Origin of the sequence: Baaleninema sp., assembly GCF_049974805.1 — a bacterium.
Lineage (GTDB): Bacteria > Cyanobacteriota > Cyanobacteriia > Cyanobacteriales > Geitlerinemataceae > Baaleninema.
In genome coordinates, this window is record NZ_JBNGCO010000018.1 from 1 (window position 1) to 24,638 (window position 24,638).

General features: G+C 53.3%; 20 protein-coding genes and 1 pseudogene. 10 read left to right on the forward strand and 11 right to left on the reverse strand.

The window, feature by feature from the left end; translation table 11 throughout:
* Positions 1–179: 179 nt before the first annotated feature.
* The gene (locus tag ACP5D4_RS05550) at positions 180–2,096 is read left to right on the forward strand and encodes an alpha-glucosidase family protein (protein WP_428010636.1); all 1,917 of its coding nucleotides are present in this window, start codon (positions 180–182) and stop codon (positions 2,094–2,096) included.
* Positions 2,097–2,098: 2 nt separating this feature from the next.
* Here the strand turns inward: ACP5D4_RS05550 and ACP5D4_RS05555 are convergent.
* Positions 2,099–3,556, reverse strand: a pseudogene (locus ACP5D4_RS05555) (glycine betaine ABC transporter substrate-binding protein); the annotation flags it as partial.
* Between the two features lie 139 nt (positions 3,557–3,695).
* Here ACP5D4_RS05555 and ACP5D4_RS05560 point away from each other — a divergent pair.
* The 4 genes from ACP5D4_RS05560 to ACP5D4_RS05575 all read left to right on the forward strand — a co-directional run bounded on the left by ACP5D4_RS05560 (position 3,696) and on the right by ACP5D4_RS05575 (position 6,885).
* Positions 3,696–4,232, forward strand: coding sequence for an RDD family protein (locus ACP5D4_RS05560; RefSeq protein WP_428010637.1), 537 nt, complete (start codon positions 3,696–3,698; stop codon positions 4,230–4,232).
* 44 nt (positions 4,233–4,276) lie between these two features.
* Positions 4,277–4,465: a 50S ribosomal protein L33 gene (gene rpmG / locus ACP5D4_RS05565; protein WP_428010638.1), complete on the forward strand. Its 189-nt coding sequence runs from the start codon at positions 4,277–4,279 to the stop codon at positions 4,463–4,465.
* Between the two features lie 95 nt (positions 4,466–4,560).
* Positions 4,561–4,779 (forward strand): 30S ribosomal protein S18, encoded by a 219-nt coding sequence (gene rpsR, locus ACP5D4_RS05570; RefSeq protein WP_428010639.1) that lies wholly within the window; start codon positions 4,561–4,563, stop codon positions 4,777–4,779.
* An 84-nt stretch (positions 4,780–4,863) separates the two neighbouring features.
* A complete protein-coding gene (locus ACP5D4_RS05575; protein ID WP_428010640.1) occupies positions 4,864–6,885 on the forward strand; it encodes a ribonuclease catalytic domain-containing protein in 2,022 nt (673 codons plus the stop codon).
* A gap of 137 nt (positions 6,886–7,022) precedes the next feature.
* Here ACP5D4_RS05575 and ACP5D4_RS05580 read toward each other — a convergent pair whose 3' ends face one another.
* Both ACP5D4_RS05580 and ACP5D4_RS05585 read right to left on the reverse strand, forming a co-directional pair.
* A complete protein-coding gene (locus tag ACP5D4_RS05580) occupies positions 7,023–7,859 on the reverse strand; it encodes a diguanylate cyclase domain-containing protein (RefSeq protein ID WP_428010641.1) in 837 nt (278 codons plus the stop codon).
* 69 nt (positions 7,860–7,928) lie between these two features.
* The gene (locus tag ACP5D4_RS05585; RefSeq protein ID WP_428010642.1) at positions 7,929–8,579 is read right to left on the reverse strand and encodes an esterase/lipase family protein; all 651 of its coding nucleotides are present in this window, start codon (positions 8,577–8,579) and stop codon (positions 7,929–7,931) included.
* Positions 8,580–8,961: 382 nt separating this feature from the next.
* Between ACP5D4_RS05585 and ACP5D4_RS05590 the strand changes: the two genes are divergently transcribed.
* Positions 8,962–9,363: a hypothetical protein gene (locus ACP5D4_RS05590; protein ID WP_428010643.1), complete on the forward strand. Its 402-nt coding sequence runs from the start codon at positions 8,962–8,964 to the stop codon at positions 9,361–9,363.
* A 144-nt stretch (positions 9,364–9,507) separates the two neighbouring features.
* Here ACP5D4_RS05590 and ACP5D4_RS05595 read toward each other — a convergent pair whose 3' ends face one another.
* A complete protein-coding gene (locus ACP5D4_RS05595) occupies positions 9,508–10,392 on the reverse strand; it encodes an alpha/beta fold hydrolase (protein ID WP_428010644.1) in 885 nt (294 codons plus the stop codon).
* A 131-nt stretch (positions 10,393–10,523) separates the two neighbouring features.
* Between ACP5D4_RS05595 and ACP5D4_RS05600 the strand changes: the two genes are divergently transcribed.
* The gene (locus tag ACP5D4_RS05600) at positions 10,524–12,116 is read left to right on the forward strand and encodes an ABC transporter substrate-binding protein (protein WP_428010645.1); all 1,593 of its coding nucleotides are present in this window, start codon (positions 10,524–10,526) and stop codon (positions 12,114–12,116) included.
* A 161-nt stretch (positions 12,117–12,277) separates the two neighbouring features.
* Here ACP5D4_RS05600 and lpdA read toward each other — a convergent pair whose 3' ends face one another.
* From lpdA to ACP5D4_RS05635, 7 genes are all read right to left on the reverse strand, one after another.
* The gene (lpdA, locus tag ACP5D4_RS05605; protein WP_428010646.1) at positions 12,278–13,711 is read right to left on the reverse strand and encodes a dihydrolipoyl dehydrogenase; all 1,434 of its coding nucleotides are present in this window, start codon (positions 13,709–13,711) and stop codon (positions 12,278–12,280) included.
* A 136-nt stretch (positions 13,712–13,847) separates the two neighbouring features.
* Complete coding sequence (locus tag ACP5D4_RS05610; RefSeq protein WP_428010647.1) at positions 13,848–15,035, reverse strand: glycosyltransferase family 4 protein; 1,188 nt, start codon at positions 15,033–15,035, stop codon at positions 13,848–13,850.
* 192 nt (positions 15,036–15,227) lie between these two features.
* A complete protein-coding gene (locus ACP5D4_RS05615) occupies positions 15,228–16,607 on the reverse strand; it encodes an MFS transporter (protein ID WP_428010648.1) in 1,380 nt (459 codons plus the stop codon).
* An 86-nt stretch (positions 16,608–16,693) separates the two neighbouring features.
* Entirely contained in the window at positions 16,694–17,596 is a 903-nt protein-coding gene (gene recO / locus ACP5D4_RS05620) for a DNA repair protein RecO (RefSeq protein WP_428010649.1), read from the reverse strand.
* Between the two features lie 437 nt (positions 17,597–18,033).
* Positions 18,034–18,732 (reverse strand): deoxyribose-phosphate aldolase, encoded by a 699-nt coding sequence (deoC, locus tag ACP5D4_RS05625; RefSeq protein WP_428010650.1) that lies wholly within the window; start codon positions 18,730–18,732, stop codon positions 18,034–18,036.
* 122 nt (positions 18,733–18,854) lie between these two features.
* On the reverse strand, positions 18,855–19,643 hold the full coding sequence (locus ACP5D4_RS05630; protein WP_428010651.1) for an alpha/beta fold hydrolase: 789 nt from the start codon (positions 19,641–19,643) through the stop codon (positions 18,855–18,857).
* Between the two features lie 54 nt (positions 19,644–19,697).
* Positions 19,698–20,453, reverse strand: a complete 756-nt coding sequence (locus ACP5D4_RS05635; RefSeq protein ID WP_428010652.1) for a lysophospholipid acyltransferase family protein — start codon at positions 20,451–20,453, stop codon at positions 19,698–19,700.
* 396 nt (positions 20,454–20,849) lie between these two features.
* On the opposite strand from ACP5D4_RS05635, the gene metG reads away from it, so the two are divergent.
* From metG to lptC, 3 genes are all read left to right on the forward strand, one after another.
* Positions 20,850–22,448 carry a methionine--tRNA ligase gene (gene metG / locus ACP5D4_RS05640; RefSeq protein WP_428010653.1) on the forward strand — a complete coding sequence of 533 codons (1,599 nt, stop codon included), beginning with the start codon at positions 20,850–20,852 and terminating at the stop codon, positions 22,446–22,448.
* Between the two features lie 199 nt (positions 22,449–22,647).
* Positions 22,648–23,265 carry an NYN domain-containing protein gene (locus ACP5D4_RS05645; RefSeq protein ID WP_428010654.1) on the forward strand — a complete coding sequence of 206 codons (618 nt, stop codon included), beginning with the start codon at positions 22,648–22,650 and terminating at the stop codon, positions 23,263–23,265.
* 21 nt (positions 23,266–23,286) lie between these two features.
* Positions 23,287–24,477, forward strand: coding sequence for an LPS export ABC transporter periplasmic protein LptC (gene lptC / locus ACP5D4_RS05650; RefSeq protein WP_428010655.1), 1,191 nt, complete (start codon positions 23,287–23,289; stop codon positions 24,475–24,477).
* Positions 24,478–24,638: the final 161 nt, after the last annotated feature.

Sequence of the window (24,638 nt, forward strand, 5' to 3'; positions counted from 1 at the left end):
ATTCGGTCGAACCGAAACAGGTTCCCGGCGAAGAAACTTCGATGGCGGCAGTGTTCCGATATCCCGTTCCGGCGGGGCCTGTTGAAAGTCCTGTCTGATTGTAGGGTCGCGACGACGCTACTTCGGCCGACTGAAGTCTTACCGTCGCGACCTTAACATTTTCGAGGAGGGAGACAACCGTGCAGAAAGTTCAAAAATTCAAAACCCCTCGTCTGCAAACTAACGACGAGCAATGGTGGCGTCATCCTGTTATTAACCGCCGCGCCTGGACTTGGGAAGATGCCAACAATATGCGTCATAACGGCGAGTGGTGGCAGCACGCCGTCATCTATCAAATTTCGCCGTTGAGTTTTCTTGATTCGAGTGGCAACGGCATGGGCGACCTTCAAGGCATTATTACCAAAATGGACTATATCGCCTCCCTCGGCGTGGATGCTATTTGGCTTTGTCCGGTATTCGAGGCGTCGATGGACGATTTCGGCTACGCCGTGACGGGGATGTTGGATATCGATCCGCTGTTTGGAGATTTGGGGGATTTCGATCGACTGTTAGATATCGCCCATACTTTTGGCTTAAAAGTCCTCATCGACCAAGTTTGGAACCACACTTCCGACCAACATCCTTGGTTCGTTGAAAGCCGTAAAAGTCGCGATAATGAGAAAGCGGATTGGTATGTTTGGGCAGACCCGAAACCCGATGGCTGTTCGCCGCCGAACAATTGGGTCTCGGCATTTATGGGAAAAAGTGCGTGGGAGTGGGATGACTGTCGCCAACAGTATTATTTTTATAATTTTTTGCCCAGTCAACCGGAGCTAAACTGGCACAATCCGGACGTCATCGATGCCGTGTTGAGTCGCGCTCAGTTTTGGCTCGATCGCGGCGTGGATGGATTTCGTATGGATGCGGTGAATTTTTACGTTCACGATCGAGAACTGCGGGACAATCCCAAACGACCGGAATACGTCCCGCTTCCCGACGGCATCGACCCAGACAATCCCATGGTGGACTATCTGTTTCGCTATAACTTTTGCCGTCCGGAGAATTTGAACGCTCTCAAACCGATTCGCGAACTGGTCGATCGATATTCGGGGGTGGTGACGCTGGGCGAGGTGACGCTTTGCGAAGATTCCATCGACCTCTCGAGTCAGTACGTCAAAGGAGACGATCGCTTACACCTGGTTTACAACAGCGCCTTACTCCAAGACGAACCGATGACGGCGGCCATGATGCGGCGCATTCTACAACGCATTCAAATTCACTTCGCTGAAGGGGGGCAATGTTGGATTGTGGGCAACCACGATTACGGACGCCTTCGATCGCAGTGGACAGAAAGAGCTATTAACGGACAACCTTACCCCGAAGAGTTCTACCACATGATGGCGGCGTTGCTGTTGTGTCTTCCCGGCGCGTTTTGTCTCTATCAAGGGGACGAGTTGGGGCTTCCGGAAGCGAAAATTCCTAAAGACATTCCCGAAGACAAAATTCGCGATCCCTTTGGTAAGGCGCTCTATCCCCAAGTCCCCGGTCGAGACGGCTCTCGGACTCCCATGCCTTGGGATTCGAGCCAACCCCACGCCGGGTTTACTTCCGCTGAAGAACCCTGGCTTCCGATTCCCAAAAACCATCTCAACCGTGCGGTCGATCGACAAAACAGCGATCCCGATTCCTTGTTGAATACCTGGCGGCGATTGCTCCATTGGCGTCGCGGTCAACCCGCCCTTATTGCTGGAGATTTCCAACTGTTGGAGACGGACGAACGGATACTCGGGTTCGTGCGGGAATACGCAGAACAGCGATTGTTGTGTCTGTTCAACATTGGCGGCGACTCGGTGAGATACGACCTGACGGAAAATGCGGAATGCGAGTCGGTGTTCGGTGTCGAATGCGAGATTCAATCGTCGGGGGATGCCGAACATCCGTCACCCGGCGATTCCATCGTCCTGCCTCCCTACAGTTGCTTTTTCGCCAATCTCCTCAGTACTGAGAGGGCTGAAGTGGAGGCGGCCGCCTCAGAGGGAGAATCTTCGGAGGCTCGCGAGGCTAAAAACTCGCGCACGACTTCGTCAAACGGACGAAAATCTCCGTCTACGGCGTAGTTCATCTCCTGAATGTCGGATTCGCTAATTTGTCCGGCTAACTGTTCGATCGACTCCCTCACCTCGGGATATCGTTCTAACGTCTCCCGGGAAAACACCGGAACCGCTTCGTAAGGCGGAAAATACTGTTGGTCGTCTTCCAAAACCACCAAATCTAACTTGCCCAGTAAGCCATCTGTGGAATTGGCCGCCACCACATCAACTTGATGGTGGACGAGGGCGCGATACATTAACCCCAACTCCATCACCCGAGGCGATCGCGCAAAGTCGAGATCGTAAGTTCGCGCCAACCCAGGATATCCATCGTCTCGCTCGATAAACTCGTAGCCAAATCCCGGTTGCCACTCGTCCGCCTGACGTTTCAAATCCGAGAGCTGCTGCAAATCGTAGCGTCGCGCGTCCTCCCCGCGTACCACGATCGCGAAAGTGTTCTCGAACCCCAAACTGGGCATGACCGCCAAATCGAACTGTTCTTTATAGCTTTTTCTAACCTCGGTTTCGACCGCCCGAGCGTCGGCGATGGGGTCGCGGTTCAGAATTCCCGCAAACGCCGTCCCCGTATATTCCACGTAACCGTCAATCTGTCCAGATTTTACCGCCTCGTGACAAATAAAAGTCCCCCCCAGATTAAACTGTCGCGCTACAGTTAGATTAGTATGATTTTCGATTTGCTGTGCCAGAAGTTCCCCGAGAATCACCTGTTCGGTGAAGTTTTTCGAGCCGATGGTAATATCGCCCGAGGCGGGGGACGTAGAATTCGAGGCGGGATAGAAGGCGATCGATCCCAACAATCCTACCAACACCAACAGCGCCAAACTGCGAGGCGTCTTCCATTTGCGCCAATGGTGACCGTTTCGCAGGATTTTTTCGATCTCTCCGATGGCGAAATCCGCCAGCAGCGCCATCACCGCCGCCGGAACCGCCCCCGCCAAAATCAGGGAATTGTTCACCGTGGCGATTCCGCGAAAAATGAACACCCCCAAACCGCCAGCCCCAATCGCCGCCGCAATCGTGGCGACGCCCACACTCGTCACCGTCGCCACCCGCACCCCAGCGATAATCACTCCCATCGCCAGAGGAAATTCCACCTTCCACAACAACTGTCGATCGGTCATTCCCATACCGCGGCCTGCTTCCACGATGGCGCGATCGACCCCTGAAATTCCCGCGTAAGTATTGCGAACCAGGGGCAGCAGCGCGTACAAAAACAGCGCCACGATCGCGGGAATTTTACCGATTCCGCCCAGTAACGGAACCGAAATCAGAAAGCCAAAAATCGCCAAACTGGGAATCGTCTGCACCGCGTTGGCGAAGCCAATAATCGGCGGTGCGAGTTTGGGGCGTCGCGTCACCAGCAATCCCGCCGGAATCCCGATTAAAAGCGCGATGGCTACCGAAAGCGCCACCAACAGCAAATGTTCCCCCGTTCGCAACCAAATTTCGGAACCATACTGAAGCATAATTGAAAATTGAGAGAGGGGGAGCTTGGGAGAGAATTTTCCCTCATCCCATCATCCCATCATCCCATCATCTCCTCATCCCCTCATCCCCCCGAGCGTGGCACTATTAAGATAATGCTGGCAATTCCCAACACTGTCGATGGACAACGATCCGATTTACGATCGCGTGCCTCGAGTGCCCCTGTGGCGCCGGGGTTGCGCGTTTGCACTCGATAGCGCGATCGCCTGGTTTCTCTGCGCCATGCTGGGCGGACCGAATGGCTTCGCGCGGTTCGTCAGTTTTGCCCTGGCGTGGTTGGCGATGCGCGTCGTCGTCGCCGCCTCGAATTACGGCCAAAGTCCCGGCCGCTGGGCGTTCGATATGCGCGTGGTAGACAACCGCTACAAACGTACCCCCGGACTGGTAGAACTGGCGAAACGGGAAGGAATGGCGGGGCTGTTTGCGTTTTGGGCGCTGTCGGGCTTCTTTGGCTTGGCCTCGCGCAATGCCTTTTATTTGCTGGGACTGGTTCCCTTCAGCATCGATGTGGGCGTGGCCTGGTTCGACCCTCTCGATCCTTCCGCCCTGCACGATCGCATTGCCGATACTCGCGTCGTCGCCACCCGACGGGGCTACTCCTTGGACGTGAAAGCTAAAAAATGGGTTGCCCTAATTCGGCAAACTATGAAACAATAGACGATCGCGTCTGAATTTGTTCACAGAAGAAACACGAGACGATTATGGCTAAGGGCGTCCGCATTGTCGTGACCCTCGAATGTACCGAGTGTCGCACGAACACTAACAAGCGATCGAAGGGCGTGTCTCGCTACACGACCCAGAAAAACCGTCGTAACACCACCGGGCGGATGGAACTGAAAAAGTTCTGCCCCCACTGCAACAAACACACGGTTCACAAAGAAACCAAATAGATCGAACCTCGGTTCGATCGCATAGTCCCGAGACGCTTTCAACGCCTCTCGGCTGCTAAACCCCAACCTTCAATTGTTTAGGAGTAAAGCATTCCATGGCTACGTTTTACCGTCGTCGCGTATCTCCCATCAAACCGGGAGATCCCATCGACTACAAAGATGTCGATCTGCTCAGAAAATTTATTACCGAACGGGGGAAAATCCTGCCTCGCCGCATCACGGGTTTGACGGCTCGCCAACAGCGCGACCTGACCAAGGCCATTAAACGCGCTAGAATATTAGCACTGTTGCCGTTCTTGAATAAAGAAGGGTAATGTTTTCTTGTCGTGCGTTAGCTGTCGGTGAGAGATCGACGGCTAGCGGCGTAACAACGACACAGACGTGCAACGGGTAGGCTGGTGGAGAAGGGAAACCTCGTAGAATTTCGACTGCACGGCGAGCGCCGGCTTGCGGTGCTAGACCGTCCAGAAGGGAAGAAGAACTGGGTCGCGATCGACGATCGAGGCCAGTCTCGGACTCTATCACCCAAACAAATTACGTTTAATCTCAACAGCCAAGCGTTTAGCCCCGACGAGATAGAGTCGTTGCTCGAGGAAGCGCAAGATTATCTCGATCCCTCGAGTTTAGAAGTGGCTTGGGAGTTTCTCTCCGAAGATGGAGAGTCGATCGATCCCAGCGGACTCGCGCAACTGCTCTTCAACGACGAAACGCCGGCTCAACAGTACGCCGCACACTGTTTGTTGTCGGACGATAAAGTATATTTCAAACAAAAAGGCGATCGCTACGAGCCAAGATCCGCCTCGCAGGTGGCCGACCTCAAACACCAACTCGAGGCCGAAGCCCAACGCCAACAAGAATGGCAGGAGTTTCTCGATCGCGTCAACCAAGCCTTAACTGGCGAAACCGTCGAATGGAGTCAGAGCGATCGAAACCGTATCGACGCCCTCGAACGCCTGGCCGCCTTGGGGAACGAAACCCCCTCCCGCGCCGCCGCCCAAGAAATCCTCAGCGCCCTCGGGCGCCCCGACACGCCACAAGCAGCCTTTCAACTCTTAGTCGATTTGGGTCTGTGGAGTCCCCACGAAAATCTCTTCCTCCGACGCACCCAAATCCCAACGCACTTCTCGAACAAGGTTCTCGACGTGGCGCAACGCTGTTTGACATCTCCGCCCCCCGATTCCGACCCGAACCGACTCGATCTCACCCATCTCAAAATCTATACCATCGACGATACCAGCACCAAAGAAATCGACGACGGCTTGAGTCTCGAATATCTCGAGGACGGCCGCCAGCGTCTTTGGATTCACATCGCCGATCCCACCCGTTGGCTGACTCCCGGCGACGAACTGGACTTAGAAGCCCGCCGACGCTGCACCACCGTCTATTTACCCACCGGGATGACCCCCATGTTGCCCACCGAACTGGCAACGGGGCCGATGAGTTTGAACCAAGGCCAAACCTGTTGCGCCCTCAGCTTCAGCGTCGTCCTCGAAGAAACTGGAGAAGTCAGCGAATACAGCATTCATCCGAGTTGGGTCAAACCCACCTATCGCCTCACCTATGACGACGTAGACGAGATGCTGCAACTGGGGTTGCGGGCCGAACCGGAAATTTCCGACCTGGCAGAATGGGCGAAAAAACGTCAGGCGTGGCGTCAAACCCGGGGGTCGATTTCCATTCACTTGCCCGAATCCTCCATTAAAGTGAAAGGGGAAGAGGTCACGATCGAAGTTCTCGACGATTCCCCCTCCCGCAATCTCGTGGCGGAAATGATGATTTTAGCCGGGGAAGTGGCCGCCCACTACGGCCAAACCCACAACCTGGCTATCCCCTTTCGCCACCAACCCCAACCGGAACTCCCCCCCGAAGAGGAACTGCTACAACTGCCCGCCGGGCCGGTGCGTTCCTGCGCCATCCGTCAATGTATGCCCCGCAGCGAAACCAGCATTCTCCCCAACCGCCACGCCAGTCTCGGTCTCGATACTTACACCCAAGTCACCTCTCCGATTCGGCGGTATACCGATTTATTGACCCACTTCCAAATCAAAGCCCACCTGCGGGGGGACGAACAACCGTTCTCCGCCGAACAGGTACAGCAGATGATGGCGAGTATTATGACGTCTGTGAAGGAAGCGGTACTCGTCGAGCGTCAAACCTCTCGGTATTGGGCGATCGAATATCTCCGTCGCCATACCGACGAAACCTGGCAAGCCCTGGTGTTGCGCTGGATTCGCGAAGACGAGAATTTAGGCGTGATTCTCCTCGAAGAAATCGGCATCGAATTCGTGTGGCGTTTCCCCCGTGCGGTACAACTGGGGGAACGTCTCGATCTCCAAGTCACTTACGCCGATCCTCGCGAAGACACGATTCAATTCCAAGAAGTCGCCGCCAGTCCAGCCTTTACCGTGAGCAGCCAATAGGATGCCGTGACGCGGGCGCCAAAATGCGGCCGCCCTACGCCCCGCCGGGGGATGATGGGGTGATGAGATGATGGGATGATGGTGCGATCGAGTGGGTTTAACCCCTGTTCCTTGTCACCTGCATCGCGCCAACCCCATCAAACAGAGCCTTTACGAAAAAAGACGGTACGATTGCGTCCGTCTTTTTTGGCTTTATAGAGGGCGGTGTCCGCTTGGTTGACGAGGAGCGTGGCGGAGAGTTCCGGCGTCGGGAAGAGCGTGGCGATTCCCAAACTCAGCGTCACGTATTTATCGATCGGAGATCCGCCATGTTCGATCGCCATCGCCCGTAAATGAGAGCGAATTTCCGCAGCTACGTAAATTCCGCCGCGCTCGTCCGTATCGGGGAGAATTACCGCGATTTCTTCGCCGCCGTACCGGGCGACTAAATCGCTCGGACGTTTGGCGGCTTGGGAAAACGCTAACGCCACCTGTTTCAAACACCAGTCTCCCGCTTGGTGTCCGTAGGTGTCGTTATAGCGTTTGAAAAAATCGATATCTCCGAGAATCAACGAGAGCGGTTGGCGTTGGCGAGCCATACGACGCCATTCTCGGGTTAGGGTTTCGTCGAAATGCCGTCGGTTGGCGATTTCGGTGAGGCCGTCGAGATTGGCCAGTTGTTCGAGTTCCTTGTTGGCCAGGGCCAGTTGGTGGTTGAGGGAGACGATTTCTTTGTTGCGGGCCCGCAGTTCGTTTTCGATCCCGTCGGCGTGTTCGGTGATGTTTTCGATCACGATCTCGAGATCGATTTTTTCGAGTTTGAGGGCTTCGACTTCGCGGCGAAGTTCCGCGAGTTCCTTTTTTAACTGTTCCCGCGATGGTTCTCGTTCCACGATAGTTATGAAGTCGAACAGTTGATTAATCGGAGGTAGGGTTTCAAGTCGGTCGATCGCGATTTCCGTCTCGGTTAACCCCAAATCTCGGGACAACGCCATCGTTCACCAACGGAAGCGGGAATTTGGGGACTGGAGTGTGGGGAAATGGTTGGGGAAACCTCGTTTAGTCTATCGCAGTTGCATTGATCTCTCTAGGGCGGGTGGGGATGTCGATCGATCGAGAATTTCAGCCACTAACTCGATACAGCGGCGATTTTCGAGCATCCAAGGATGGAGGGCGACGGGAAGTTGGCGATCGCCTCCCACGGGCATTTGAGAACTGCGAGCCGGTACAATCATTAAGTCGTAAGGCGTCCAAATTGAGGTAAAGTCAATTTGTCCGAGGAGGTTTCGGGCGTCCCGATCTAACTCTACCAGAAACTCGCTGTTCGGACGCATTTGCCGACAACCGACGCGATCGAGGGCGTAGGCTGTCCAGGTCCCTTGGTGGGGCGAGGAAATGGTGATAAGGCGATCGACCCGTTCGACGCCGCCGAGACGCTGGACGTAGTAACGCGATACTAATCCCCCCATGCTGAACCCGACGAGATCGATGGCGCGATCGCCTTCGATGCGATCGCCGACAAAGGCCGCCAATTGCTGCGCTAACTCTTCTAATCCCACGCTTCCGTCGCTGGGAACGAGATCGATGGCGTACACGGGTTTTCCCCGGGACGACAGATGCGCCGCCATGCGATCGAATACTGCTCCCGTATCGCCGAATCCGTGAACCAATACCACGGGATTTTCTGACTGTTTCGCCTGTGTTTTGCCTTTCATCTCGGTTTTAGGGTCGATCGAATGCTTTCACCTTAACCCGGCGCGATCGCCCCGGTTCCCCACCTCGGGACAGCTTTTCGACCGGATCTATCTCCACGAGCGATCGCTCCCCATTAAATGAGGATTCTGTAAATAAGTGTAAGGAATTGTAGATAAGTCTCACAAAACCCCCTGAAAATAGCCGAAAACCAACCCGATTTTACCCTTTTTTGTTAAAAAATATTAAGAAATATCAACAATTTCTCTCATCTCGCCCTATGATAAGGGCAAGATTTGACGGTCTGTCTTTCTCGAAATTGCAGGTTGAGAGTGCAAGTCGAGAGAGAAATCCGTCGCCCGATCGAGCTGACGTTCCGACCCGAGATTTTAGGATTGTAATTCCATGTTAAACAAACTGTTTGGTTCTAAAAAAGAAGAATTTTTTGTAGAACTCGACGATTCTAAAGGTGCTAAAAAAGAAGAAGCACCGACTCAAGCGGCTGCCCCTGAAGTCAAAGAAGAGAAAAAAGAAGACGCAGTAAAACCCAAGAAAGAAGCCAAGCCTACGGCGAAAAAAGAAGAAAAAAAACCGGCCGCAAAATCTCAAAAGAAAGCTGAGAAAAAAGCCGAAAAACCCGCGCCTGCACCTCAGCCGAAAGCCAAACCCGCAGCCCCCAAACAACCGGTTGCAACGGGCTTTGCGACCCAATTCCTCATGCCCAATTCGGTGACGCCCCGCCGTCGTCCCAGCGCCAACATGAAAGCCTTTTTAGACATGGCGAAAGAAACGAACGCCGGTCGTTAAAAACCGTTCTTCACGCTCCAGACTCAAGAAACCCGGAATCTCGAGAAGACTCCGGGTTTGTTTAATTCTTGAATTTCCCAAGCCGCCTTCCCGAAAAGGCGGCCACCGATGAGGTGTATTTCGCAAGCGGATTGACTGTTAAAATTAAAGAGTTTGCAACCAATCCAACACCAAAGAATTGACGATTTCCGGGCGTTCGTCGTGGGGACAATGACCCGTTTTCGGAATTGAGTGAAACGTCACCGGATGGCGTTTTCCCCAATCTTGGAAAATCTGAGACCCTTTTACTGGCGTCCAAGGATCGTCTTCACCCCACAATACCAACATGGGACATTGCACTTGCGGTAACAATTCCGACGGTTTCGGTCCGGCGGGGGCGCTTAAAATTGAGGCGAAGACCTGTTGTGCGCCGGGATGACAGGACGGGGCGTAAAGCATTTGCACCAGTTCGTCTGTCACCGCCTCGCGATTTCCGTAGACTTGACGCAGGGTTCCGCGAATGCGGTGGGGTTGACGGACGCGATCGAACAGAAACGACCCGAACCATTTCGAGGATACCAGTTTCGCGAAGGTGCCCATCACCACCCGCAGCGGAAGATTTAACTCCTCGGGGCGGTGGTTGAGTCCTCCCGCACAGTTGAGGAGTACGATACCGTCAGTGCGATCGGGATGTTCCGCCGCCAACATCAACGCCAGCAACGCCCCGATGGAATTTCCGGCGAATACCGTCGGTTCTTTGATGAATTCCGTCCAAAAGTCCGAAATTAAGTCTCGCCAGAGTTCCAAAGCGTACCCTAACGCGGGTTTGTCGGAGTCGCCGAAACCCAGCAAATCCAGGGCGTAGACGCGATATCCGGCTTCGGCGAAGGCGGGGATGTTGTTTCGCCAATGTCCGATGGACGCCCCGAAGCCGTGAATTAACAACAGCGGCGTTCCTTCACCCGAGGCGGTGTAGGCGATGCGATGGTTTCGCCAAGTCCAAAATTGTTTCTCGATCGCTCGAGTCGGTACGATGGATTTTACGGTCATAGCTGAGTGGAAAGGCTGAGTGGGAAAGATTAGAGTCTGAGACCAATCGTAATATTGAGATCGTAATGCGATCGAATCGATCGCGCTAGGAATCGGAACAATTGAGGATGACAGGAAAAATCGGGCGGCGAATGGCTATCGTAACGGGGATGCTGAGTTTCTGCGTCGCCTTACTCGTCAGTTGTAGCCCCTCGTTACCGCCGACGGAGACGATCGATCGCATTCGCCTCGGAACCACCGCCAAAGTCGTCACCCTCGATCCCGCCGACGCCTACGAACTCTCGTCGTTTATCGCCATTGCAAACTTAGGCGATCGCCTCTACCGCTACGCCAGCGACGCCACCGAAATCCTCCCGCAACTGGCGACATCTCTTCCCGAAGTTAGCGACGACGGCTTAACCTATCGCATTCCCCTGCGTTCCGACGTGGTGTTTCACGATGGAACCCCGTTTGACGCCGAAGCGATGGTGTTTTCCCTGACGCGATTTATGGAAAATAAAGGGCGTCCGTCGTTTTTACTCTCCGATCTCGTGGAATCTGTCGCAGCCACGGACGAATACGAACTCACCATTCGCTTGAACTATCCCTTTGCGGCGTTTACCGCCTTGTTGACATTTCCCGGTTTTTGTCCCGTTTCTCCCAACGCCTACAACATTGGAGAAGGGGAATTTCAGCCGAATCAGTTCGTAGGAACGGGGCCTTATATTTTGAAGAGTTACGGTACCGACGCCCTGCAATTAGACCGATTTGAAGACTACTGGGGCGAGACGCCGGAAAACTCGGGAATTGACGTACAGCGGTTTTCCAGCAAAGCTAATTTGTACAACGCTTTTCGGACCGGATCGATCGACGTGGCGTATCAAGATCTCGATCCCGATCAAATTCATAGTTTAGAAGAACTCGCGCCGCAAGAGGGATGGCACATCGTCACCGCCGACAGTCCGACGATTTCCTATTTGGTGGTAAACGTAGAACAACCGCCCCTCGATCGCCTGGAAGTCCGACAAGCCCTCGCCTACATTATCGATCGACCCCTGCTGAGCGATCGCGTATTTTACGGACAAGCCGAACCGCTATATACCTTACTTCCGCGATCGTTCGACGCTTCCGAACCCGTCTTCGCCACCCGCTACGGCGACGGAAACCTCGACACCGCCAAAACCCTGTTACGAGAGGAGGGATTTTCCGCAGACAATCCCCTGGAAATCGAAATTTGGTTCGCCTCCAGTTCCAACGAAAACCGACTCGCGGCGACAGTCTTAAAAGCCTTGGTCGATCGCGATTTAGAAGGACTCGTCCGCATCGAACCTCGCAGCGTAGAAGCCGCCACCGCTTACGGGTATTTGGACAAAGGGGTGTATCCGACGTTTATGTTGTCTTGGTATGCGGACTTTTTCGACGCCGACAACTATCTCAAGCCGTTTCTCGACTGTAACGAGGGTTCGCCGGAAACCGGATGTCAAGATGGCGAGAGTCAGTATCACGGCTCTTTTTACTATAGCGATCGCGCCAACGAACTCATCGAACGCCAGCGTCAAACGACGGATGTGGAAACGCGCGATCGCCTGTTGGGAGAGTTACAGGAAATGGTAGCCGAAGCCGTTCCCTATATTCCCTTGTGGCAAACTAAGGATTATGCATTCGCCCAAGCCAACATCGACGGCGTGGCGTTGAGTTCGACGCAGCAGATTTTACTGTTTTCCCCGATTCGTCGGGTGGATTGAGTGAGAGGATTCACGCCCAGAGACACAGAGAACACAGGTTGTAGGGGCGAACGGCCGTTCGCCCCTACAACCGGGTATCATCCGATTAAAACATCTGATTACAATCCAATTTCTCTCAATTGCAGCAATTGAATTCAAGATGTTCGAGGATGTCGGAATCCCTACGCCGTTTCCAACGTCCGTTTGTAGGCTTCATCCAACACTTCCGAGAGCGTCGGGTGGGTGTGAACGTTAAACGCCAGTTCCCGCACCGATTTCCGTTCGGCGATCGCATTGGCGGCTTCCTGAATCAAATCCGCCGCATGAATGCCGATGATGTGGGCGCCGAGGAGTTCCCCGGTATCCTTACGATAGATGACTTTCGCCAAACCGTCGGTTTCCTTCTCCGCCAAAGCTTTCGAGTTGGCTTTAAAATACGTCCGGGCGCTGGCTACCTCGAACCCTTCCGATTTCCCGAGTTCCTTGGCTTGCGGTTCCGTTAAACCCACAAAGCTGATTTCTGGATGGGTGAAGGCGGCGGCGGGGATGCTGCGGTAATCCACCGTTCGATCGCGCCCGCAGAGGGTTTCAACAACCGCCACCCCTTGGGCAGATGCCGCGTGCGCCAACATCATCTTACCCGTAGCATCGCCGATCGCCCAGAGATGGGGAACCGCTTCATCGTTGGCGACGACTTGCAAAGAATCGTTGACAGGAATGAAACCTCGGCGATCGAGTTCCACGCCAACCGCTTCTAAATTGAGGTTTTTCGTGTAAGGAACGCGCCCCGTCGCCACCAAGCAGGCGTCCACTTCCAACACTTCCACGACTTCCTTAGTGTTGGCGTCCGTCAGTTCGATGGTAACCGGTGCGCCTGGGGTGACTTTCGTCGCAAACACCCCCGCGTAACTTTCGATATCGCGAGAATCCAGCAACACCCGTTTGGCAATTTTGGCGATATCGGGATCGAAAGTCGGCATCACCTTATCCAAGGCTTCGATGACCGAAATCTCGCAACCCAACGCCGAATAGACATCGGCGAATTCCAAACCAATGTACCCGCTACCGATAATGGCAATCCACTGCGGCAGAGATTCCAGTTTAATGGCGTCGTCGCTGGTGAAAACAGTTTTACCATCGACTTCCACACCCGGCGGAACAAAGGGAACCGAACCGGGGGCGAGAAGGACGTTTTCGGCGGTGTAGGTTTTCTCGCCGTCGGCGGTTTCCACCGTGACTTTTTGCGAAGCGGCGACTTTCCCCCAGCCTTGGATGATATCCACACCGAGGCGTTTGAGGCTGTTCGTCATGTTGCCTCGGATGTTGTTAACCAGGTTGAGAGCGTGATCGGCGATCGCCTGGCGATCGAACTGAACGCCGCCGATCTGCACCCCCATTTCTTGCAAGTGCTGAGTTTGGCTTAATTCCCGAACTTTCCCCGAAGCGGCTAACAAGGCTTTCGAGGGGATACAGCCGCGATTGACACAGGTTCCCCCCATGTCTGCTGCTTCCACGATGGCGGTTTTCAGCCCGTGGCTGACAGCGTGGAGGGCAGCCCCGTGACCGCCGACACCAGCACCGATAATAAGGAGATCGTAATCGAACTCTTGACTCATTTCGTTATTCTTCGCGCGTTTGAGTCTTCCCATTTTCGACCCGAGGGGGTCGATCGGACAAGTGAAGGGGGAATCGGGAACGGGGTTTGGGGGTTGAGTTGCGTTTGGGATTTCTCGAAATGTCTGCGATACGCCCCTAGGCAGAACTTACGGCGATGTTGGTGGAACAGTCGGAGACTTCGGCGTACAACTGCTCTAACTGGGTGATATTTTTATCGAGAGTGTAGCGTTCGAGAACCCGCTGACGGGCTTTGTAGCCCAACAAACTGGTAATTTCGGGGTGATCGCGAAATAGCGGTAACAGGGTTTGCAGTTCTGTCGTCACCCGCTGCGAGTTGAGGACGACTCCCGCCCCGTTTTCGAGAACTTCCCCATCTGCCCCGGCGTCGGTGGCGAGACAGGCTAAGCCGCAAGACATGGCTTCTAGTAGCGACAGCGACAAGCCTTCGACAAAGGAGGGCAATACGAAAACATCCGCACCCCGTAAAATGTCGATGCGTCGCTGTTCGTCGGCGATGTAGCCCAGCCAGCGGATGCCCTGTTCTTCGTTGTAGGTTGCCATGAAGGAGGCGGCGAGGGGTCCGTCTCCGACGATTAACAGTTGGCTGCGATCGCCCATTTCCGAATGTTTCCAGGCTTTCAACAGCGATTCGACGTTTTTCTCGAGGGCGATTCGCCCTTGATAGACAAAAATTCGTTCGGCACCGATTTCGGCTTTTAAATCGGAGGCACCGGGGGCGTATTTCAGGGCGTCTACGCCGTTGGGAATCACGGCAACTCGTTCCGGGGGAACGCCAAGTTGTACCAGTAAATCCCGTTGAATGTGGGAAAAGACGATGGTTTGATCGTAGTTGGCTAAAAATGGGGCGTAAAGCTGGTACATCAAATGTTGTGTACTGGAGGTGAGGTTGCGGCGACGACGATCGAACGGCGGATGAAACGTCGCCACCAGCGGCAAATTCAACTCCTCGCAAATCTCCGGTAACACGAAATCCAACGGCGACAGCGTCAGGGAAGCGTGAACCAAATCCGGTTTCAGTTGACGCAGGGCTTCGCTGAGAACTTTACTCGATTTGAGGGTGGGAATCGTGTAAAGGGTGGATTTGTAAAAACAGGGAAGGGGAACTTCACAAGCGGTAGCATCGTGAGAAACATCGGAAACGATCGATGTCGCACGGGTGTCGGTGTGAGTGTCGTGGCTGTCTTGGCGGAAATGCAGAAAGCTGACTTGATACCCTCGATCGAGTAGCGCGTTCGTCACCTCACGGCTATAGGTGACGTTACCGCAAAAGGGCGATTTTTTTCCAAGCCAAGCGATGTGCATTCGGGATTTCGGAGAATTCGGTAAGGGGAAGCGACGGACACTCGAAATCAGCGACGATCGCGAGAACCTCGACTGAATTTAAAGATACTCGAAAGATACTCGAAAGACGAAAAATTCAGCCGCGATCGCCACCTACCGCGCCAATGGATTTAAGTGAACCGTTCCCTTTTTTCAACGCCCGCAGCGGCGCGTTTAACGAGCGGGTTTGGCTTTAGCTGCCGAACGGGAACTTTTATCGGCAATATACCAGGTTATCAGTCCAGCGGCTACGACGATGGCGGCTAAGCTGGCTAAAACCGCCGACAAGCCGAAGAAGGATTCGGCGACGCTGGCTAAGGCTAAAGGAAGACTCAAGGCGATGTTGACGGCGTTGTTTTGCAAGCCGAACACTTTTCCCCGCTGTTCTTCGGGGGTTTCGGCTTGGATAATGGTTTGCATGGGAATCCCCACCCAGGCGGCGGAAAACCCCAACGCGGCGATCGCTACCAGCGACGGCACCAACTGCTGAGTTAACAGACTCAACGCCACTAACGAGGCTGCCATTCCCAAAGAACCGTAAAGACTCAAGCGACGGGGGGCAAACTGCGATCCGATTTGCCCCACTAACGCCGCCCCGACTGCCATTCCCGCCGCACTGGAAGCCAGTAAAAAGCCGAATTGAGAGGATTTCAAGGCGGGCATAATTTCCGCCAGGCGCACCGCTAAAACGGCTAACGCGGCAAAGATACAGAATAGGACGATTAATTGAACTAAGGCACTGCGAACGTGGGGTTGGCGTTTGAGAACCCGCAATCCGTCTTTTAAATCTTCCCAAACATGGCGTTCGGCGGCAGCGGCTTGCAGATGGGTGAGGTTTTCCCGCGTTCTCAGCAGCAGCAACACCACCCCGGCTAAAACGTAACTTCCGCCGACGACTAACTCTTGACTGAAGCCGATGTTATGCAAGGCGCGATCGGCGATCGCTAACATGGGTTCCCCCACGGCAAATCCGACGATGGCAGATGCCATCATGGTGGTGGTGTAAAGGGAATTCGCCGAGAGGAGGTGTTTTCGTTTGACGATGAGGGGAATCGCCGCTTGTTCGGCGGGGGCGAAGAACTGGGTTAGGGTGGAGACGAGAAAGGTAATGCCCAGCAACACGCCGAATCCCCAGGGAAGCCCCGCGAAACTCTGTTCTCGCGTCAGCCAAAACAGCGGCGGAAGTACTAATACGAAGACGCCGCGCAACAGGTTCGTTACGACGAGAACTTCTTTTTTATGCCAGCGATCGACCAAAATTCCCGCTAGGAAACCGAACAAGACGGCGGGAATGGTAAAGGCGATGGTAATGGCAGACACCCAACCGCTAATGCTTTGGTTCGCCGCCTGAAACCGACTGGCGACGATGGAAATCGCCATCACTAAATAGACTTTATCGGCGATTTGAGAAAAAACTTGACCGCTCCACAAGGTCAAAAAATTCTTGTTTTTAAAAACCGGGCCGAATCCGGTTTCTTCTTCGGGGGGAGGGGTCGAGTTACCTTTTGGGATAGTTTCCTCTGGCGTCAGTTCGGGTTCAGAAAGCTGTTTCATGTTTAAGTGGGAATCGCGCTTCGAGACTCGATCGATCGGAATTGGGGCTCGATAAAGATTTTCTATATCGTCTCATCTATATCTTCTCATCCGGCGGGCGTTGATAACGGCGTCGGCACGGCGGAGGCAATGTAACTATTCATTAAGGTAGCAGAGCGAATCGATCGCCCCAAATGATGCTGTGTGTATTCTCGTAGCAATCGTTCGAGGGTAATCCAGGCGCGATCGATCTGCGCCAGCGGGGGAGTTGGTGACAGTTGCGGTTGCGAAAGCTGTTGCAGCAAAGTAAGTTCCGTGGCGTCGAGGTAGCGGTTGGGGGTGGGAAGGAAGGCGGCGCGGTTGGCGATCGCGTCTCCGTCGTCTTCCCAGGTGGTTTTCAACTGCTGCATTTGTTCGCGTTTGAAGCGATCGAACTCTGCTAACGTTATCACCCCTCCGGCACGAATGCTAAACCCCACTTGCCAGTTGGGTTGATGGATTTCCGGAACGATGGGATGTTTGGAAACGCAACAGGCATAAACTTGCGGCGCGATTCCTTCTAACGCCAACAGGTGAAAGATACCGTGAACCAATCGCGATAAAACCTCCGATAACGAGGCGTTTTTCGGCAACTGTTCCAAGCGGTTTAAGTGTTCGGTTAGCAAATCGAACAGTTCCGGTTGGGGACCTTCAGAAAGGGTATGCGCCAGGGCAATTTCTGCGAGGTACTGACTCGCCGTGAGAATGCCAAAATGACGGCTCAATCCGGAATAGGTGGCGAGGGTTTCGGCTTGGGAGATTCGATCGAGGGATTTTCCCCGCGACAGCAACAATTCGTTGACAACGAACAGCGCACTTCGTCCCCCAAGTTTCGATTTCGGCTTGCGCGAACCGGGGGCTACTGCTCTCACGAATCCATGTTCTCGGGTGAGAATCGTCAGCAGGCGATCGGTTTCGCCCAAGGGCATACTTTTTAAATTTATTCCGGTTGCGCGATAGGTTTTAGGCATTCTATTTCAGTGAATTCATTAAAGTGAAAATATGAGTTTGAAGTCGGTTGGGTGAATCGATCGAAAAACCCAATAACAACTCAAATCATTACAGGGACTTCAATCTGATAAATTAACATTTTTGGTATCGCCCTATTTTTAGTTGTTTTTCTTTGCATTTGAAAAGTTTTTTTGAATTCCCATAAAATCTGTTTTTATGTTTATTGTTTTAGATTTTTTGGATTTTATATTTATCGTATGTTATACATAACACTTATCTTCTTCGTTATTTTTTTTTGGATTTAAAACTTGTAATTTTTTGGTTCTTCTTTACAAATTAAACCATAATCTCAGAAGATCCAATTTTTTTCGCTTAAACCTCTATTAAAACGAAAGTATCTCTGTCTAGATCCCCGGCATCTTGAAGATGCCGGGGATATCGCGCCCAACATCTAACCTTAACTCGGCTGATTTTCCGCCTCGTCTTCCTCCTCCTTTTCTCGACTTTTCAAAACTTGAATACTGTAAGACGTTCCGAGTCGAGACGCACCCGCATCAATCAACTGAATCGCATCCTCAAACGAACGAATTCCACCGGAGGCTTTAATCCCAACCTGTCCCCTCGCAAACTCTTTCAAAAGCCGAACGTCTTCAACTTTCGCGCCACCGTTCCATCCGGTACAGGTTTTCACGAACTGAACGCCCGAATCGATACAGATTTCCGTGGCGATGCGCTTTTCTTCAACACTCAATAAATTGGTTTCAATAATCGCTTTAACCGTGACGTTGGTTTCCTCGCAAATTTCTGCCAGTTCCCGATGTACCTCGTTGGTTTTCCCCATTTTTAACCAAGAGAGATTAATCACAACATCGAGTTCTTCCGCGCCGTTTTCCACCGCTTCTTGGGCTTCGTAAAGCTTCGTCGCTGACGTGGTCGATCCCGTAGGAAATCCGATGACGGTACAGACTTTAGGGCGTTTCCCCTGGAGGATTTCTCGGGCAAAGCGCACGTAAGAGGGATAGATACAAACGGAGGCAAAGCCAAAGCGATCGGCTTCTTGGCACCACTGGCCGACGTATTGTTGGGTGGCGCAGGGGTTGAGAAGCGAATGGTCGATAAATGGGGCGATATCGATATCTAAATGCTGGTCGAGCATAAATGAAAAAAACGTGAAAAACTTTGATGTGGCTGTCTTCACCACAGAGACACAGAGGACGATTTATTCGGTACGAGTGTTATTCTATCGGAGTTGGGTGCGATTCATTTCCCGCAAATCCATCATCCCCTCATCAGCTCATCACAAACTGGCTCGGGCAGTAAATTCGCCTCTTGTAAAATGCGATAGAGATCGACTCCTTTCTCGAGCAAACAGGCGTGTCCGCTTTCGGGCAAAATGCGAAGGCGTCCGTCGGGGAGTCGATCGACCAATTCGCGAACTTCGGTGACAGAGGGTAACAGGCGATCGCAGGCGCTGGCAATGGCTAAGGTCGGCTGTTGGATGCGATCGAGCCGTTCCCAATCCAGTTGAAATTCCCGCAACATCTGAATTCGCCATGCGGCGGATTGGGGCGAAACATGCTGCATGGCGTCGATGAGGGCTTGGCGGTTGTGACTGGGAATTCGTTCTAAGGCGGCGAGAAACGGTAACAATCCTAATGCAGAGACGGCGTTGAGGAAATCGGGCATCCAACCGACGAGATGAGATCCCCAGGTTAACCAGGGACGGCGGTTGAAGGATGAGGCGGGATTGCTTAAGACGAGTCGATCGATCGATTTCGGCGATCGCATCGCCACTTGCAACGCCAAACAGCCTCCAAAGGATTCGCCGAATAAATACACGGGTTGCTGGCGGTTCTTCCGTTCCCGTTCGATGAGTGCGATGGTGTGTTGCGTCAGTTCTTCCCAGCCGCGCAAGTCGTCCGGTGGAATCTGCAAACAGCGCACGTCGAACACTTGCGACAGTTTGGGCAGTTGCCAGCGCAGTAGGTGGCCGCTACCGTCCATTCCCGGTAAGTAGACAAACAGCGGTAAGTCAGAAACGATGGCAGTTGGGGCAATTAGGCGCATTGTCGTGAACGAGCGATTTGTTAAACGTTAAAGGTTGATGGGGAAAGCGTTGAGTTACAAGGCGGAGAGGGCGTCCTCGTCTCGGTGTTTGGTGAGTAACTGTTCGATTTCCGTGCGACAGGTTTTCGCCAGCGTCGAGACGACTCGTCTGGCTTCGCTACCGCGATAGCGTTGGCGATCGCGCTGGGTAATCCAGTAGGGACGCCCCACGGCGACGACGAGATGGTGGTACACCACCACGGGATGCAATCCCGAGCGATCGAACATCGGTTCGTTGGGATCGAAAAAGCTCAACAGGCGCACGGGAATCGATCGAAAGTTACTTTCTTGCAAGGACACCAACGCCACGGGTAAGACGGCGAGGGCGTTTCGTGGTTGCTGACAGGCAAACTGAAGGGCTAAATGAGCGAAGCCGCGATGGAACTTCCCCAACTCTGCCGGATGCGTTGGCGTCACCATCGGCGGCGTTCCTTCGGGAAACACCCCCACCGCCTCGCGATCGCTCAACAGTTCCGTACCTTGCCGTAAAAAACTCTGGTTGCGACGTTCGGGGATATCTAGGGGAAAACAGCCCATTCCGGTGACGATTTCCCGCATCACCGGAACTTCCCCCATGTAGTGGTGACAAGCGAAGCGTAACGGTCGATCGAGCGCCGCCATCAACGCCGGAGCGTCCATAAAACTGCGGTGGTTGCTGACGACTAACACCGAATCGCGCTGGGGAATCCGATCTTCTCCTTCGACAAACATCCGAGTTCCCAAACTCGATAACAACCAGCGAGAGAGATAGATGGGATGTTGAGAAGACATACAGAGCGTTCGTCAGGGAAAGTGGCGTTCAAGTTCGTTTAGGGAGAGTTTGCGCGATCGCGTCGGTTTTACTTCCGGTTGCTTTACATATTGTAACGTTTCTCCCCTCGACTGCGATCGCCTCAAATCATCTTGAGTTTGATTCTCAATGTCGGCTGTCGATCGCGGCAGTTTGGAAGATTTTCTTAACCTCAAAACTTAAAAAATTCTGAGGAACTGAAAACCCCCCGCCGGGAATAAGGAACGCTGGTTCTTGTGCGATCGGTTTCTCGGGGACGATCGCGTTTCTGACCTCCACCGCCATCGAGCGGGGTAGTACCTCACAAAACGATAAAGAAGTGTAAACTGACCCATGTATGATGAATAATGCTGGCACTTGTTTCGGCTACTGCGTCCATGACTGTTAACCCGATCGAAGACAACCGATTTTCCCTGACGACTCCGCTGTACTACGTCAACGCGCTGCCTCATATTGGCAGTGCCTACACCACGATCGCCGCCGACGCGATCGCCCGATTTCAACGCTTGTTGGGGAAACCCGTGATGTTTGTAACGGGAACGGACGAACACGGCCAAAAAATCCAGCGAACCGCTCAAAGCAAAGGCCGAGATCCCAAAGAATACTGTGACGAAGTGGTGGCAGCCTTCGATGGACTGTGGAAAAAACTGAACGTTCGTTACGACCGATTCAGCCGCACCACCGCCGAACGTCACGAAGCGATCGTGCGCGACTTTTTCCAACGAGTTTGGGATAACGGCGACATCTACCTCGGACAACAACAGGGCTATTACTGCGTCGGTTGCGAGGAGTTCAAAGACGAACGGGAACTCCTCGAAAACCACCACTGTCCCCTTCATCCCAACCTGGAAGCCGAATGGCGCGATGAAGAAAACTACTTCTTCCGCCTCTCGAAATACCAACAAACCCTCGAAGAACTCTACGAAAGCCAACCGGATTTTATTCAACCGGAAACGCGCCGTAACGAAGTCTTAAGCTTCGTCAAACAGGGCTTGAAAGACTTTTCTATTTCCCGGGTGGATATGGATTGGGGATTTCCCGTTCCCAACGATCCCAACCATACCCTTTATGTTTGGTTCGACGCCCTCTTGGGATACGTCACTGGATTGGTCGATCTCGAAGAGGAAGCCACGTTAGAAAACGCCGTTAAATACTGGTGGCCGTTTAACCTTCATTTGATTGGAAAAGATATCCTGCGGTTTCACGCCGTCTACTGGCCGGCGATGATCCTCTCTGCGGGATTGCCCCTTCCCAAACAGGTGTTCGGTCACGGCTTTTTAACCAAAGACGGTCACAAAATCAGCAAAAGTCTCGGAAATACCATCGATCCCGGCGAGTTGGTCGATCGCTTCGGCGCCGACGCCGTTCGTTACTATTTCATGAAAGAAATCGAGTTCGGCCGCGATGGCGACTACAACGAAACTCGTTTCGTGAATATCGTAAATGCCGATCTCGCTAACGACTTGGGCAACCTCCTCAACCGCACCCTGAAGATGGCTCACAAATACTGCGGCGGGGTCGTTCCCGAGATATCCGTTGACGATTTAGGAGACGATTGCCCTCCGAAAGTGTTGGGAACCGAACTTCCCGAAACGGTGAAATCCGCTTACGACGGCCTTGAATTTCACCGGGCTGGCGACGCTATCTTAAATCTAGCCCGCAGTTGTAACAAATATCTCGACGATCGCGCTCCCTGGACTCTGTACAAACACGGAGAACAAGCGGCGGTGGAAGAGGTTCTTTACGTAGTTCTCGAGTCAGTTCGCTTGGCGGCTTATCTACTTTCTCCTGTCGTGCCGCAGTTGAGTACCACCATTTACCAACAACTCGGATTTGAGACCGATTTCGATCGCATCGATTTGATTCCTGAAACCGCTTCCTTCGAGGTTCACGGGCGTTGGGGAATGCTTCCTTCCGGTCAGCAGACGAACCGACCGAGTCCAGTTTTTCAACGTATCGAACTGGAGGTTAACTAATACGAAGCGATTTTAAATCCCCTCAATCCCCTACCCCTTCGCGATCCCCGACAAATTGTTGGGTTTAACCGAGATCGCGAAGAAAACAGATTCAAAAAGAAAAATTATAATATAAAATGTAGCCCGATCGAACCCTAACAAGATCGAGGCGTTTTCGGTGGGGATTTAATTAGTGATAACAAGCCGAGGATAACAAACCATGATAAACGACTTTGAACACGACTCTATATTTACCCCAGAACAGGTTCTCGAAAATCGCGGTCGCGTCGCTATTTTCATCGACGGTTCTAACCTGTTTTACGCGGCCATGCAACTGGGCATGGAAATCGACTATACCAAGTTACTCTGTCGGTTGACGGCCGGATCTCGTTTGTTACGGTCGTTCTTCTATACAGGGGTCGATCGCTCCAACGAAAAACAACAGGGCTTTCTCTTGTGGATGCGGCGCAATGGCTATCGCGTCATCGCCAAAGACTTGGTACAACTGCCCGACGGCTCCAAAAAAGCCAACTTAGACGTTGAAATCGCCGTGGACATGATGGCCTTGGTGGGGGCTTACGATACAGCCGTTCTCGTCAGCGGCGACGGCGATCTCGCCTACGCCGTCGATGCAGTCAGCTATCGCGGCGTGCGCGTGGAAGTGGTGAGCCTTCGATCGATGACCAGCGACAGCCTCATCAACGTGGCCGATCGCTACATCGACCTCGAAAGCATCAAAGAGGACATTCAAAAAAGTCCGAGACACCATCCCTACACCTACCGTCCCCTATCCGGAGTCAGCCACCAAACCACTGAAGGAAAACCTTCGGCCAAATAGTTCTCTGTTTCCGGTCTCCTAATGACTCCTCCTCTTTTCCTCTCGAGCGTCCATCGCCAGTTCGATCGTCGCGGTGGGCGTCCTTGGCTGTGGGTTTTTGTCGCCTTCTCCGCAGTTTTGCTGAGTAGCTGTTCCAACGAGCCTACCTCCGAACCCGCACCCGATCGCGCCCCCACCTCCCAAACCATCGATCCCAGCCTCACCTTTGAAAACGTCACCCTCGAACAAGTCAACGACGACGGGGTGGTGTTATGGGAAGTCAAAGCCGATCGTGTCACCTACAGCAACGACCGCCAAATCGGCCGCCTCGAAAACCCCAGGGGCGAACTCTATCGCGACGGCGAACTCGTCTACGAAGTCGAAGCCGCCTACGGCGAAATTCAACAAGACGGCCAACAGGTTTTTCTACGGGATAACGTCGTTATTATCGACAAACAAAATGGAACCGTGGCCCGAGGGGACGAAATGGACTGGACGCCCAACGACGATCGCCTCGTGGTGCGCGGAAACGTCAGCGCCACCCACGAACGAGCCGATATCACCGCCGCCGAAGCCGTCTTCCTCAGCCAACCGCAACATATCGAACTCATCGGAAGCATCGTCGCCAACTTCAAAGAGCCACCGTTACAAATCAGTAGCGAACGGCTGTTGTGGCAAATGCCCGAACAACTGGTTATCGGGGAAGTTCCCGTGCAAGTGGCTCGCTACGAAGACGAGGAAATTACCGATCGCGCCACCTCTGAAAGCCTTCGCGTCGATTTAGAAACTCAAATCGCCACCCTGCAACAAAACGCTCGCATCGCCGTCGTGGAACCGCCCCTCGATATCGTCAGCAACGAGTTAAATTGGGATCTCGAAGGGGAAATGATGTCCTCGGACGTTCCCATTCGCGTCGTTCACCGGGAAAACCAAGTCACCCTCAGCGGAAATCGCGGTTGGATGAACTTCGTCGAGGAAACTTTTTATCTCAAAGACGGAATCGAAGCCTTGGGACAAGCTAACGAAGCGCAACTGACGGCGAACGATCTCACCTGGTTTGTGGATTCTCAGCGGTTTGAAGCGGAGGGGAATGTAGTTTACCGTCAAGTCGATCCGCCGTTCCACCTCCGGGGACCTCGCGCCGAGGGGAAACTCGAAGATCGTACCTTCGTCGTCAGCGGCGGCGATGTGGTGACGGAAATTATTACGGACGATTTGGGAAATGTGCCGTAGGGTGCGTGACTTGAAAAATCCGGTGTCGAACCTGAAACTGACCCCTCCTCACGCACCGATAACTTGAAAAATCCGGTGTCAAACCTGAAACCGACCCCTCCTCACGCACCGATAACTTGAAAAATCCGGTGTCGAACCTGAAACCGACCCCTCCTCACGCA